Source organism: Bacillus sp. 5mfcol3.1, assembly GCF_900114335.1.
Classification (GTDB): domain Bacteria; phylum Bacillota; class Bacilli; order Bacillales; family Bacillaceae_G; genus Bacillus_A; species Bacillus_A thuringiensis_S.
This window is the reverse complement of sequence record NZ_FOST01000003.1, coordinates 512,796-527,493: the sequence shown is the minus strand read 5'-3', so window position 1 is coordinate 527,493 and position 14,698 is coordinate 512,796. Positions and strand designations below refer to the sequence as shown.

Here is a 14,698-nt window from a genome sequence, read left to right as displayed (position 1 = left end):
GGGGTGAAAAAATGGGAATTCGTAATGTTTTTAAAACCTTTTTAGGAAAAAGTGATAATGGAACAGTCCCGGATGTTGATTGTAGTGTGATGACACTTAAAGCTGAAATTGCTTACAAGAAATTGTATGTTAACGCTGCTATCGATTTAATTGCTCGTAGTTTAGTAGCTTGTGATTTTGAAACATATAGAAGTGGCAAGTTAAAAAGAAGTTTGAACTACTACCAATTAAATGTGGCACCAAATAAGAATGAAAATGCCCATGAGTTTTGGTATAAGGTTGTCCATCAGTTAATTTACGAAAAGGAAGCGTTAATTTTACCTATAGGTGAGGAACTGTGGATATCTGAATCGTTTCATCGTGAAACTACGAATGGTTTTAATGAGTATGTTTATAAAAGTGTTTCGATTAACAATCAGCTTTTAACGAAGGAATTTAGAGAACAAGACGTTCTATACTTGAGCCTTTCTGTAGAGTCAATAAACAACGTGATTAATAGTTTATATAGTTCATATGGACTATTACTAGCTAAAGCGATGTCAGATTACAAAGGCAATGGAAGAATACGTTATTTGTTCAGAGGCCGTTTCATGAATTCGTTAACTGATGAAAATGGAAAAGCTTCGCAAGAACTTTTTGAAGAGAAAGCAAAAGATTATATGAATCCTGAAAAGTTAGCAGCAATCATGTTCTTACCTGACAACGTACAAATGGAAGATCAAAGCAAGGACCCACGTAATTTAGATACGAGGGACATCAAAAACCTTGCAAAAGATATGTTAGATTTCGTGGCAACTGCCTTCCACATTCCTCCTTCATTACTAAGTGGAATAAGTGAAGGTGGCATTTCAACTACCGGTAATCCTACTGGCGATTTAGATAACTTTATCATATTCGCAGTAAGACCAATAGGGGAAATGATTACTAACGAATATAACAAGAAGATGTTCTCTAGAGAGCAATATTTAAGTAAAACATACATTAGATTCAACATGGACAACTTCAAATTGTTCGATCTTACTAAGTTTGCTAATTCCGTTGACAAGCTATTTGCAGTCGGTGGCATGAGCATAAACGATGTATTAGAACGTTTAGGAAAAGAACAAATAAAAGAAGATTGGGCTAATGAACGTTATGTTACTAAGAACTATGAGAGAGCAAGGATAAGCGGAACTATGAAAGGGGGTGAAGATATTGGAAATGGAAAAGATTCAACCGAAGTTCCTAATGATGGACAACAATCAACAGGACAATAGTAAATCAGTCATTTATATGTATGGGAATGTTGGTAAAGCTCCTTTCGGTGACATTTCTTCTCAAGGTGTAAGAGAAATGTTAGATGGTGTTACAAATGACATTGAAATTCACATCAATTCAAATGGTGGCGATGCGTTTGAAGGGATTGCAATTTGCAACTACTTAAAAAATCACCCTTCTAATGTAACTGCCGTTATTGATGGTATAGCCGCTTCAGCCGCTTCATTAATTGCGATGGGTGCTAATAAAATCGAAATGCCTTCTAATACCACTATGATGGTACATCGTGCATCGACATATGCATTCGGTAATGCTGACTCATTAGAGAAGCAAGCTAAAATGCTACGTGACGTTGACGAAGCGTTAATTCAATCTTATAACAGCCGTTTTAACGGTGAGTTTTTCCAACTAGAAACACTTCTAGACAACGAAACTTATATGACCGCTGAAAAAGCTAAGTCATTCGGTTTCTGTGACGTAATCACTGATTCAATACAATCAAGTGTGGACAGTGAATCTGTAATTACAAATGAAGTTGAAGAACAACCCATCATCGCATCTATCGAAAACGAAGGTGACAAACGTACTCAAAACGCTGAAAAATCAGCTAACTTTATGGTTTCACTATTAAAATCTATTAAACTGTAGGAGGTAATTTACAATGATTAAAGACTTAGAAACGAAATTTGAAAATCAACAAAATTTAAGTAAGGTTTTAGCATCTGGTTCAGATGAAGAGGTGAATGATGCGTTAGTTGCATTCGCTCAAGGTATTCAAGAAAAAATTTTAGCACAAGCATCAGTACAATCTAGCGATCAAGCTATCTTAGCTGCTCGTGGTGGACGTGCTTTAACTAGTCAAGAAACGAAATACTACAATGAAGTAATTGCAGGTAACTCTTTTGCAGGTACTGAAGCATTAGTACCTGCAACTGTTATCGAACGAGTATTTGAAGACTTAGTTCAAAATCATGAATTATTATCTGAAATTACATTTGTTAACGTCGGTGCTTTAACTGAATGGATTCTGAAAAAAGGTGATATCCAAACTGCCTTCTGGGGTAAATTGTGCGCGGCTCACAAAGAACTTTTAGATGAAGGTTTCGAAACGATTAAAATTGAGGAATACAAATTATCAGCATTTATGCCTGTATGTAAAGTAATGTTAGACCTTGGCCCGACTTGGTTAGATCGCTACGTTCGAACTGTATTAGTTGAATCTTTAAAAATCGCTTTAGAATTAGCTATCGTTCGTGGTACTGGTAAAGATCAACCTGTAGGCATGATGAAAGATTTATTAACTGTTACAGGGGGCGTACATGCTGATAAAGCCGATACTGGTAAGTTAAAAGACCTTAATCCTTACACTTTAGGTAATATCATGGCTCTACTTACTAAAGATGGTAAACGTAATCCATCTAATGTGTTACTAATCGTTAACCCTGTAGACTACTGGTCTAAAATTTATGGTTATACTACACGCCCTAACATGGATGGAACTTACACTTATAACGTTCTTCCGATTCCAGGTAAAATCGTTAAATCAAATGCTGTTCCTAAAGGTAAATTAATCGCTGGTATGGCAAAAGATTACTTCCTTGGATTAGGTGGAGCACAACGTTTAGACGTTTACGATCAAACACGCGCTATCGAAGACGAAGATTTATACATCGCTAAAATGTACGCTAATGGTCGTGCTGAAGAAAATGAATCATTCTTAGTTTATGATATTTCTGAAATGAAAGACTCAGGTACAGCGGTGACTACTCCAGCACCTACTAAATAGGGAGTGATCCTTTATGAGTGACAATCAATCAAAGGCGACGTTACAGTCGCCTTTTGATTTGTTAGAAGATGTAAAACATGCACTAGCAATCACTTGGGATGAAGAAGACAAGGACATCATAAAGCTTATAGATCGTTCCGTTTACTATATTAATGATTTAGTAGGCGCTGAACTTGATCTAGCCGTCAATTTATCCGCAAGGGAGCTAGTTATTAACCGTATTCGTTATGAATACAACAATGCATTAGATAGTTTCGAAAGTAACTTTAGACAACCACTTTCACGATTGATATTACACGTCGCAATCGATGAAAGGAAAAAGAACAATGGGGATTGAACAACATCGAAAAACCTTTAATGATGGACTTATTAGCGTTAAGGAAAGTAAAACAATCCGGAATAGCGCTAAAAAAGTAATCGGACGTGAAAATGTTGAGATTATCAAACTTAGATTTTCGGAACTTTCGTGTCGTGAAGTTGATATTCAATACGCTGAAAGTATTGATAAAAAGTTAGATATGAAGATTGAAACATTATACGCTCCTATGTTCAAGAATAAGGATGTGGACAGCCTAATAATTGAATTACGAGGACATTCTTATAGCATCATTAAAGCGGATCGTTTTAAAAATAGCATGTATTTATACTTGCAAAAGGTAGGTGGTCTAGATGACACTGAATGATTTAATTGAAAAGTTTAATACTAAACTAGTCCAGCATTTAGAGTCTTTCTTCCACACTGTAGAAGTATACCAGGACACAGTTCAGGAGGATGAAGCGAATCTATCCACAATCAACCATGTTGTATTTGAAACAGGTGGGTTTGTTAGAGCGGGGGCAAGCGCATTTACACAAGATGTAACAGTTTATTATTTTTCGGAAAATCGTGAGGACTTAGATGTATTGCAAGTTGAGTTTATGAGTTCACTAAGTAAAACTGGCCACACATGTAATAAATCGCTCAAAGAAAAAATGAGGAAGAAAGATACAGAGTTTTTTGTTGATGTATTAACATTCGAGCTTACAAGGAATGTAAAATATGCCTGCTAATTTTAGTGTTGATGCTTCTAAATTTGAATCTTTGCAAAGAAACATTGAGCGATTACCAAACGTTGCGGAAAAGATAATAAATGAAGATTTAAAGTCTAGAATTGCACCAGTAATGAAAAAATCAGTTCTTGGCTTAATGCCTATATCGAATAGAAAGAAAGCCCACGCTAAACTATATCAATCTATTAATGACGATAACAAAGAGAATTTAACATTAACATTAAAACCAAAATCGAAATATAGATATTTAGTTTTCCCTGATTTGGGATTAGGTACAAGTAAGAAAAAGGCGGCCAAAAAGTTCATGGAGCGTGGTGTGGATAAAAAGGTCGATTACTCTATTGAGGAATTAAATAAATCTTTAATAGAAGAAATAAATAAAACTTTAGGAGGGCAATAATATGCCAGTTACAGTTGATGTATTTGATGCGGTCGAGATTAAAAATGCTAGTGTACTTTTTAAAGGTGAACATGTAACTGACCCATTCGGTTGTGTAGGTAAATTAGATGCAGAAACAGAAATTAAATCAGTTGAAAAGAAATGCGGCGGCTTTACTCAAAAGAAAAAATCAAAACCAACACAAATGAATGTAAAAATTAGCGGTCACATGCAATTAAAGGTTATTCGTAACATTTTTGGTATTACAAACGAAGGGTTGATCGATGGCGTTTACTCATATGGTATTGACAGCTTAGGAAAAGATTTTGCGTTCGTTGCGGAAGAGCTTGACATATTCGAAGAAAACACACGTTTAATCGCATTCCCTAATTGTACAAGTGCAACAGGTTTTGTTAAGAGTGTAGAAAACGGTGCTGAAGAACTAGCCGAAGTAGAATTAGAAGTAACAGCGTTATCTGACGAATTCGGTCGTTTCTATTATGAAGGTATCGAACTACCGGAAACAGTTGCAAAAGAATGGATGACAAAATTTGATTCGGCTAAATTACGAAAAACAGCACAAACAAAATAAATTCTATCAAAGGTGCTCTTTATGAGTGCCTTTTAATTTTGATTATAGGGAGAGAAATTACATGACAAAAGAAATTACGTTATCAAATGGTGAAGTAGTGAAGGCGAATCCTAACTTAACAGCTTTAACATTATTCAAATTAGAAAAAGAAGGCATTATCGATAAAGGATTTTTAAGTACTTTATTAAACGCTGGCGGAATTCAGAACATTGATTTATTAGATACGTTCCGTATTGTTTATGCGGCTTATCGTCAAGCAAATCCTACTGGATATATGGAATTTGAAGCATTCATGGAAGTATATGAAGTTGATATGTCAGAGGCGTTCGATTATTTCGGTGCAGTTATGAAAAAAGAAGCTAAAAACAACATGGCAAAAGGTTTTCAACAAAAAGCCGGAAAAAAGGCTTAAAACTTCCTAAATTCGAAATTGAATTCGTTGTGGACTTATACAGTCTATACGTATTTATTTTTGAAATATCGGAAAGTGACTTTTGGAATTTACCCTTAAGGGATGTTCAAAGAATAGCAGAAAACAAAAGTGCTTACGAAGGGTGGAAAGCCTATATCCAAGAAAAGGAGAGTGGAAAATAAATGGCTACTCCTTCAAAAGAAACCATAATTAAATTTAAGGCTGACACCGCTGATTATAAATCTAAGATAAACGAAATGAATCAGGCGAATAGAGCCTTAACACAAGAGTTAAAGTTAGCTCAAACACAAATGAAGTTAACCGGAACTGATGTTGATAAATATAAGACTTCGTTATCCACACTTGAGAAGCAATATGATATCGCTAAAAACAAAACAAGAGAGACAGCGGAACAACTTCAAAGAACAAAACAAGTGTGGGGAGAAAATGCAACAGAAACAAAGAAGGTTGAAGAAGCGTTACGACGTGCACAAATTGCTGAAACTGAAATTTCTAACAAAATAAAAACTACTACCGAATCATTAAAAGAAGCTAAACAAGCTGAAGCATTACGAAATAGTGAAATAGGTAAGTCAAAGCAAGCGTTAGAAGGTTTGAAAACGGCCCATTTCAGTTTAAAAACTGAAGCTGATAAATTAAAATCGGCGTACGATCTCCAAGCAGCTTCACTAGGAAAGAACGCTTCGGAAACTTCCAAGGCGAAATTACAATATGACTATTTAAAGCAAGCGCAACAAAACGCTGGTGAACAGTCTCGAAATTTAGCGCAACAATTAAATAATGCTAAAACTGCATTCGGCGCTGGATCTGAAGAAGTTAAAAGGTTAGAAACCGAATTAAATAGGGCAAGACAAGCTGAAATTGAACTAGGCAGAGAAACGCAAGCTCTAGAAAGAAGAGTTGGAGACAGCTTTAAAACAGCTAAATCACACGTTCAAGAATTCGGTAATAAAGTAAAAGAAGTCGGTCAAAGTGTTTCTAGTGTAGGAAAAGACATGTCAATGAAAGTGACAGCTCCTATAGCTGGCGCCATGGGTTACGCTGCAAAAGAAGCATCGAAATTCCAACATGAAATGGCTGATATTCGAAAAGAGGTAAACGCAACAGGGTTAACTTCTCAACAAGTTAACGACGTTATGAGCAGAATGTGGGATAGTTCCCTTGCTAACTCTCAAAAGTTTGGTGTTAGTACCGAAAAAATAAATGAAGGTTTACTTGTGCTAGTTAAAGACGGTTACACAGCAGAAGAAGCGATGCGAATCATGACTGTTTCTCTCCATACTGCCCGTGGCGCGAATGAAGATTTATCAAAAACTGTGGACGGATTAGGATCTGCTTATGAAGCTACAGGACAAAAAACAAATAACGCTGAGCAGAATATAGCTGGTATCAATAAGATGGCTGACATATTCGCTTATACAGCTAACCATACAAAAGCTAGCGTTCATTCTCTAACAGAAGCAATGTCAATTATTGGGCCAACTGCAAATTCAGCTGGACAAGATTTATCAACAACCGCTTCTGCTGTAGGTTTATTACAATCTAATGGTATTGAAGCGTCTGTAGCGGCAAGGGCTTTGAAATCTGGTTTCGTTAACTTAACTAAGCCAACAAAGGCTATGTCTAAAGCTATGGCGAAAATGGGATTCAGTGCATTTGATGCAAACGGACAAATGAAACAATTACCTCAAGTCATGGACGAACTTGAACACGGTTTACAAGGAATGACACAAGAACAACAAAACGCTACAATCGCTACAATATTCGGTAAAGAACATTTAGCATCGTGGCAAATACTTGTTCATAGTGGCGGCGAAAAGCTTAAAAAAATGTCTGATGATGCCCGGAATGCTACCGGAGAGGTTAAACATTTATCTGAACAAATGGAGAACACACCGGAAAATAAATTCAAAGAATTACAACAAACACTTCATACTTTAGCCGTGCAATTCGGGACTGAAATATTACCTGCGTTAATGCCTGTTGTTGAAAAATTAAAAGATTTAATGGACTGGATTTCTAAACTTGATCCTAAAACTAAACAAACAATCGTAATTATTGCGGCATTAGCGGCGGCAATTGGCCCGTTATTAATAATCATAGGAGCTACGATAACAGCCATAGGGACGATAATAACCGCCGTCGGTTCGGTAATTGGTTTTATCGGTACTCTAATAGGTTGGATTTCAGCTATAGCTGAAGCGATAGGGATAGTAGTCACCGTAATAGCTGCATTTGTTGGCGCTCCTGTCGCATTAGTTGTAGCCGCAATAGCTGCAATAATAGCAGCAGTCGTAGCAGTTATAGCTATATTTAACAACTGGGGAGGTATTACAGATTGGCTTAAAGAAAAATGGAGCCAATTTTCAACATGGATGTCAGAATTGTGGACAACAATTAGCGATGCTTGTTCTAAAGGTTGGGATAATGTAACCCAATCGATTCAAATGGCATGGGATATGATATCGCAATGGTTTAGTCAACAATGGGAAGAGTTTAAAAATAATTGGAATAACTTTTGGGCTGAAGTTGGCAACATAGCAAATGAAATGTGGACAGCAACGATTGAATGGTTTTCAAGTACATGGGATTCGTTCAAACAAATTTGTTCTGACGCATGGGAAGCTGTAAAATCAGGTTTCTCAGCATTCTGGGAAGGTTTGAAAGAGATCGCGCAAATAGCTTGGAATATTCTATTCCAAATCATAACATTCCCTTTACAGTTGTTATTAACTGCTTTCATTTTAGGATGGGAATTAATAAAAGAACCGGTAACACAATTCTGGGAATGGATTAAACCTTACATCGAAGAAGCTTGGAATGCTATTTCCTCTACTTTTATAGAATATAGGGATATGTTAGTTAACACTATCACAGAATTGTGGAATGCAATCACAAGTGCAACCAGTACAGCGTGGAATTGGATTACTAATATAATCCGTGAAGCATGGCAATGGATCACTGATACTGTAAATGAATTTTTGGGCCCTATAAAACTTAAAATACAGGAAGGTTGGAATTACGTATTAAATATAACATCAAAGGCGTGGAACGCGGTTTCGACGTTTATTTCTGATGTTTGGAATGAGATTGTTGGATATATTAGGAACAAGATAAATAAAGCAACAGATACTGTTACAAGCGGTTGGACTTCAACTAAAAATACAACATCCAACAAATGGAATGAAATAACTTCTACTATTTCGAGAGTTTGGAATACGATAACTTCGAATATTAGTAATGCAGTAAATGAAGTGAAAAGCAGAATTGAAGGCGCTTGGAATGTAGTTTATGCCATAACTTCTGGTATTTGGAACAATGTCGTATCTAATGTAACTGGCGCTTGGGATAGGTTGTCTTCTGGCGTGTCTGGAACATTCAATTATATCTCTAACATCGTGCGTAGCAATTGGAGTTATGTTTCAGATATCCTTCAAAGTGTTTACAAACCGATTAATAGTGTAGTTGGTTTCTTTTATGATCTTTGGAATTCTATTATAAGAGTAATGAACGGTATTATCGATACGGTTACAAGAGCGTGGAATAAAGCTGGTGGCATTTTAAACAAATTAAATCCATTTAGCAGTTCTTATTCTATAAGTGTTCACGATAATACAGGAAATCAAGGAATTGCCCCAGCATCATTCGCAGCGCCAAGGGCATTAGCTGTTAATTTAAATCAAGGCGTTCCATTAGCTCCATTCTCTTCTGGAGGTGCACTAGGAGATACGGTACAAAGGATTACTAAAACAATAGGTGGCAATGGTATTCTTTCTAATTTACCTAACATTGTTAACAATTCATTGTCATTGAGTAAAGGTGTTAACGCTAATCAGCAACAACAACCACAAGAAATTAAAAATGAAGTGACTTTTAATACAACTGTTAAAAATGAAAGTGATCTAAATAAAATGTTTGAAAAAGCTGATGATTGGTTTGCAAAGAAAGGACAAATGTTAAATATCGGTATAGGGAGGGCGCGACGTGGTTGATATTCGAATAAATGAAATATTAGGTCGTGACTATCTTCTTTGTATGGTAGAGCGCCCTGACATACCAACAGCAAAAGAAAAAATAGAGTTTATTGAAGTTCCTGGTAGAGAAAACGGATCATTAACAAAGAAAAATGGTTATGAAGACGTTACTTTCAAGATTGACTTTAACTTGTTAGAAGATTATAACATCAAACCATTGTTACGACGTATAAAAGCGTGGCTATTGAACGCTAAAACCCTTTCTTTTACAGATGATAACGTTTATAGAAAAATAAAAAGTGTGGAAATAGGTAGTATCGCTAATGAAATAGAAGAATATGGACAATTCGAAGTTACTTTTGTAGCTGATCCATTCGAATACGCTATTCTACAACCTTTGGAAATAACTAAGACAACTACTCTTGTAAACTCGGGCACTAAGTATTCATTACCTAAAATAACGATTTATGGTAGTGGATCAATTACTGTTACGATAAATGATGTTTCATTCTTAATTAAAAATGTAAATAGTTCAGTAGTAATTGATTCCGAGTTAAAAGAAGCATATTCGAACACTACGCCGATGAATAGTAATATGATCGGTAATTTTCCCACATTCTCTGAAGGTGCAAACACAATAAAATGGACTGGAACTGTTACAAAGTTACAAATTGACCCGAGGTGGCGTTACTTATGATTACAGTATATAAACCAACTGAAACGGATTTTACTCACAATGGTATAGGTATTTTAGACGATAATATTTACGATGCAGTTATTGAAGAAGAATTAAATGGTTTATATGTCTTAAGTTTTAAATATCCGTTATTCGCTCCGCACGGATTAGAAATAGGTGGTCAATGTTTAATCAAAGCGCCAACACCTGATGGCAATCAATTGTTTCGTGTAGCACGACCTGCACCTTCTATGGGTGAATTACACGTATTTTGTTATCACGTATTCTATGATCTCGTTGATAACTTGATTGAAGATACATTTATTCAAGAAAAGGGCGGACAAGCAGCATTACAACAAATGAAAGAACGTATGCAATATAACACTAATTTTAATTTCATTAGTGATATCAATACAATTTCTAGTTCTCGTTTGGTTAGAAAAAACCCAGTCGAAGCAATACTTGATAACAGCCAGGACAACTCTTTTCTTAGTCGTTGGGGCGGGGAATTAAAAAGGGATAATTTCACCGTCCACATGCTAAGAGAACGTGGAAAAGATCGCGGTGTTGTTATTCAACACAAAAAAGATTTATTAGGATATGAAGGCGATGTTGATTGGCAAGGTGTTATAACTCGAATGATGCCTAAAGGTTTTGATGGACTACTGTTACCAGAAAAGTACGTGGAAAGCTATAACGCTAGTAAATATATTAAACCTAAAATTAGAGTTGTTGAATTCGAACACATTAAAGCAGCTATTGGTGATTATGCTGACGACGAAGACGCAGTTCCCTTACCACAAGCATATGAAATGTTACGCAATGCCGCAAAAAAAATGTACGATGAACAACATGTTGATTATCCAAAAGCGACATATAAAGTAGAGTTTCAAGAGCTATCTCAAACTGAAGAGTATAAAGATTTGGCGGTATTACAACGTGTATATATGGGAGATACAGTAACAGTTATACATGAAGAAGACGGTTTCGAAATTGAAGCTAAAGTTAATCATTACAAATACGACCCGATCTATGAAGAGTATATCGAATTGACATTAGGCAATTTTAAAGAGTCATTCGTTGATATAACAGGCAGAGTTGATAATGTTGAGAATAACTTCAATGATATTAGAAATAGCGTCAATGGTATTAAAAACAACGTTAAAGGAATGGAAAAATCAATATTAGAACAAGCACGCGAAAATGCTACGAATTTAATCAATAGCGGTTTCGGTGGCCATGTTCGTATATATCCAGAAAGAATTTTGATTATGGATACAGCTGATGAAAGAACCGCTAAAAAAGTGTGGCAATGGAATCTCAATGGATTTGGTTATTCCTCCACAGGCATTAATGGACCCTATAATACGGCAATCACAATGGATGGAAGGATTGTCGCTGATTTCATTACAACGGGTGTGCTAAACGGTAACTTAGTACGTGGTGGAGAGATAGTTGGTTCTACAGTACGGACAGGCAACGGTACTAACTATGTACACATCCAAAAACAATTCATACGCTTGATGGAATCGAATTTAACGCGAATGTTTATTGGCTATTACAAAAGAGCTGTTGATAGCCAAATACAACCAACAATACTTATGCATGATGATGTGGATACATCACGTTTCCGCGATGGTACTTTAACAATTTCTCAATTCCCAGTGAAAGGAGAAAATTACTATACCGGTAGCTTTGGTATTGTAAAAGGTTATGATGCGGATCAAACTCCACATTATTGCGCTAAATTAAATGTGGATACAAAAGGGGATGTATCTCTTAATGGAGATAACTATATTTATATTACTGGTAATAACGGAGTTACCCTAAGGTCTGATAAACAATTTAGCGCCTATACTAATACAATTCGTTTAGATTCTGTTAGCCACGTAGATATTCTTACTGGTGGGGCTTTGTTTATGAAAAGTAATCAAAATACAGAGGTCAATTCTGGTGGGCATACAATTATCACTTCTGGAAAAGGTATAAGTCAGTATGCAAAAAATGGATCATATTGGGTTGAAGTAGCCAACGGTGCTACCTTCACAGTATCTAATCCATCGAACGCATTTTGGGTAGACTCTGCTGGTGGAATAACATTAAAAGGTGGATCTAAATCCGTATGGATGGACAGTCAGTCTTCCATTGTATTCAACTTAAAAGGTAAAAATATGCTTGATATAGTTGCAACGCCCAACGCTGAAACAGACCTTCGATTCCAAACAGTAATGCTACGAAATGGTAACGTTGAGGGATATAAAACACTTCAGGTTAAAAATGGGTCAGGAAGTGCATATAACGCTGTTACAGCATCAGCTTTTCAAACGGCATCGAAACGTGAATACAAAACAAATATTCGTGACGTGCAGTTTAGCGCAATAGAAAAAATTATGGCACTTCAAATCCAACAATACAACTTGAAAACAGATATAGAAGACTTATATGAGAAGCGAATGAATCGTGTTGAAGGGGACCCAATTCTTACAACAAACGATATAGAAACTCACTATGGGTGGATTGCAGATGATGAAAATACTCCTGAGTGTTTTGTTACAAAAACAAGAAATGCAGCTGAAATATATTCTTCAGTAGCAATTCAAATAAAGGCATTTCAAGAAGAAAAACAAGCGAAAGATGCTGAAATTCAAGAGTTAAAAGAAGAAAATAAACAAATGAACAGTAGAATTGAAGTTTTAGAACAACTGTTACTTCAAAATTTAATTGATAAGAAACCGGAGCAGCCATAAGCTGGTCTTTTTTTATTGCCTAAAAAGGGGTGGTCAAAGTGGAAGCGTTACAAGATGTACGAAGTGATGTTCAAGAAATAAAGCAAGATATTAAGGACATTCGCTTAGAGATTAAAAGTTTAGAAATGAGGACAACAGGTAACGAGAAAGACATTATCAATATCAACAAACAGCTAGATAAAATCAGCGCCAATACTACCTGGATTTTGCGACTTATAGTTGGCGGAATTGTTGGTGGCATTCTCACTTTCTTAATGAAAGGAGGTGGTATGTAATGTTTGAAATTACTGTAATAATTGGAATTGTAGTTGGTCTTTCACAAATTGGAAAAACAATTGGATTACAAACAAAGTATGTTCCGTTATTAAATTTAACGCTTGGCATTGTGCTAGGCGTTTTATTTATGGGCGGAGATATCAAAACAAATGTATTTCAAGGAATCATCATTGGACTGTCAGCAAGTGGATTATTTGACCACACAAAAATTATGAAAAAGGATGTTGATGCTAAATGAAAAAGACAATGAAACATATTACCTCGTTACTTATGATTCTAGTACTTGCTGTTTCTTTTGCTACAAGTGCTTTTGCTGATAGAACGCTTATTATTCCTGATTTACCAAAACAACCATACCGTTATGGTGTAGGTGCTTATGAGGGAGTTGTGGCACATTCTACAGCAACTCCAGAAGCTCCAGCTATTAACATTCAAAAATATGAGTCTCGTACATGGAGAAATGCATTTGTTCACTATGCAGTCGATTGGGACGAAACAATCCAAATTGCTGATACAAAATACATTGCTTATGGCGGCGGTCCTGCTGCGAATAAGCGCTTTGTACATGTAGAGTTATGCGAAACAGCGGATTATACAAAATTCAAACGCAGCTATGACAAATACGTTAAGTTACTAGCTAAAATCTTACGTGACCGTGGGGTATTTGTAGAAAAAGGATTATGGACACACAGCGATGTAACTCATTACCTTGGCGGTACGGATCATGAAGATCCAATTGACTACTTAAAGTCTCATGGTGTTTCAGAATCTCAATTTAGAGCAGATGTACAAAGAGCATATAATAATTCTAGTGTAGATGTTTCTGTTCCTGAGAAGCCATCTGAACCGGCGGAAGTACCGACATCCGTAACAGATGGGATTGCTTATATTGAAGGTTATAACGTTAATTTACGTAAAGGACCTGGCACAAGCTATTCTAAGATTCGTCAGTTAAACAAACCAGAGTCTTATATTGTGTGGGCTGAAAAAGAAGGGTGGTTAAATCTTGGTGGAGATCAGTGGATTAAGAACGATCCATCTTATGTGAAGTTTAACAAGAAAAGTACAGTAGATTCTTCTATTGTTGGAAAGCGCGTTATTTCAAAAGTTAACAATCTACGTTTCTATGATGCTCCATCTTGGCAGGACAAAGATGTTGCTGGTTTCGTAGATGCAGGTGAGGGATTTACAATTGATGGGAAGTTAAATGTGAACGGTTCACTACAATTTAAGGTGCACAATAGTATAGGGAAAACATATTATATTACGATAAATGAAGTTTATGTATATGTAAGATAACTGTCATACCACAGTATAGTACACTCATAGGAGGTAGTTAAGTGTTTGATAAAAATGAAATGCAAAAAACAAATGGAATATTTCAAACTAATGCATTAACCCCAAATTTAATTGGTCCCACACTCCCGCCAATCCCACCATTTACTTTACCAACCGGCCCCACGGGTCCAACAGGAGGGACAGGCCCAACGGGAGTAACGGGTCCAACAGGAGTAACGGGTCCAACAGG

16 protein-coding genes are annotated in these 14,698 nt (G+C 36.1%); all 16 read left to right on the top strand.

All coding sequences use genetic code 11. From position 1 onward, the window contains the following. Nucleotides 1-11 precede the first annotated feature (11 nt). Entirely contained in the window at nt 12-1,256 is a 1,245-nt protein-coding gene (locus BM089_RS20965) for a phage portal protein (protein WP_090977978.1), read from the top strand. 16 nt (nt 1,257-1,272) lie between these two features. Then, the gene (locus tag BM089_RS20960; protein ID WP_003272656.1) at nt 1,273-1,905 is read left to right on the top strand and encodes a head maturation protease, ClpP-related; all 633 of its coding nucleotides are present in this window, start codon (nt 1,273-1,275) and stop codon (nt 1,903-1,905) included. Nucleotides 1,906-1,918: 13 nt separating this feature from the next. Further along, entirely contained in the window at nt 1,919-3,043 is a 1,125-nt protein-coding gene (locus BM089_RS20955; RefSeq protein ID WP_000588589.1) for a phage major capsid protein, read from the top strand. 13 nt (nt 3,044-3,056) lie between these two features. After that, on the top strand, nt 3,057-3,380 hold the full coding sequence (locus tag BM089_RS20950) for a hypothetical protein (RefSeq protein WP_001282871.1): 324 nt from the start codon (nt 3,057-3,059) through the stop codon (nt 3,378-3,380). Then, nucleotides 3,370-3,726: a hypothetical protein gene (locus BM089_RS20945; protein ID WP_000510722.1), complete on the top strand. Its 357-nt coding sequence runs from the start codon at nt 3,370-3,372 to the stop codon at nt 3,724-3,726. Before BM089_RS20950 ends, BM089_RS20945 begins: the two co-directional genes overlap by 11 nt. Next, a complete protein-coding gene (locus BM089_RS20940; RefSeq protein WP_000174093.1) occupies nt 3,713-4,093 on the top strand; it encodes a hypothetical protein in 381 nt (126 codons plus the stop codon). Before BM089_RS20945 ends, BM089_RS20940 begins: the two co-directional genes overlap by 14 nt. Next, on the top strand, nt 4,083-4,493 hold the full coding sequence (locus BM089_RS20935; RefSeq protein ID WP_001111193.1) for a hypothetical protein: 411 nt from the start codon (nt 4,083-4,085) through the stop codon (nt 4,491-4,493). The genes BM089_RS20940 and BM089_RS20935 overlap by 11 nt, the downstream gene beginning before the upstream one ends. A gap of 1 nt (nt 4,494) precedes the next feature. Then, entirely contained in the window at nt 4,495-5,064 is a 570-nt protein-coding gene (locus tag BM089_RS20930) for a hypothetical protein (RefSeq protein ID WP_001145608.1), read from the top strand. Nucleotides 5,065-5,125: 61 nt separating this feature from the next. Continuing rightward, the gene (locus BM089_RS20925) at nt 5,126-5,476 is read left to right on the top strand and encodes a hypothetical protein (RefSeq protein WP_000159510.1); all 351 of its coding nucleotides are present in this window, start codon (nt 5,126-5,128) and stop codon (nt 5,474-5,476) included. Between the two features lie 182 nt (nt 5,477-5,658). Then, nucleotides 5,659-9,489, top strand: a complete 3,831-nt coding sequence (locus tag BM089_RS20920) for a phage tail tape measure protein (protein WP_090977976.1) — start codon at nt 5,659-5,661, stop codon at nt 9,487-9,489. Next, nucleotides 9,482-10,168, top strand: a complete 687-nt coding sequence (locus BM089_RS20915; RefSeq protein WP_000227695.1) for a hypothetical protein — start codon at nt 9,482-9,484, stop codon at nt 10,166-10,168. The genes BM089_RS20920 and BM089_RS20915 overlap by 8 nt, the downstream gene beginning before the upstream one ends. Then, complete coding sequence (locus tag BM089_RS20910; protein WP_090977974.1) at nt 10,165-12,894, top strand: phage tail spike protein; 2,730 nt, start codon at nt 10,165-10,167, stop codon at nt 12,892-12,894. Before BM089_RS20915 ends, BM089_RS20910 begins: the two co-directional genes overlap by 4 nt. Nucleotides 12,895-12,932: 38 nt before the next feature. Then, a complete protein-coding gene (locus BM089_RS20905; protein WP_000387825.1) occupies nt 12,933-13,169 on the top strand; it encodes a hemolysin XhlA family protein in 237 nt (78 codons plus the stop codon). Next, a complete protein-coding gene (locus BM089_RS20900) occupies nt 13,169-13,408 on the top strand; it encodes a holin (protein WP_090977972.1) in 240 nt (79 codons plus the stop codon). The genes BM089_RS20905 and BM089_RS20900 overlap by 1 nt, the downstream gene beginning before the upstream one ends. Further along, nucleotides 13,405-14,469, top strand: a complete 1,065-nt coding sequence (locus BM089_RS20895) for an N-acetylmuramoyl-L-alanine amidase (protein ID WP_090977970.1) — start codon at nt 13,405-13,407, stop codon at nt 14,467-14,469. Before BM089_RS20900 ends, BM089_RS20895 begins: the two co-directional genes overlap by 4 nt. Nucleotides 14,470-14,510: 41 nt before the next feature. After that, the coding region (locus BM089_RS20890) for an exosporium leader peptide-containing protein (RefSeq protein WP_044157199.1) at nt 14,511-14,698 on the top strand (188 nt) is incomplete at its 3' end.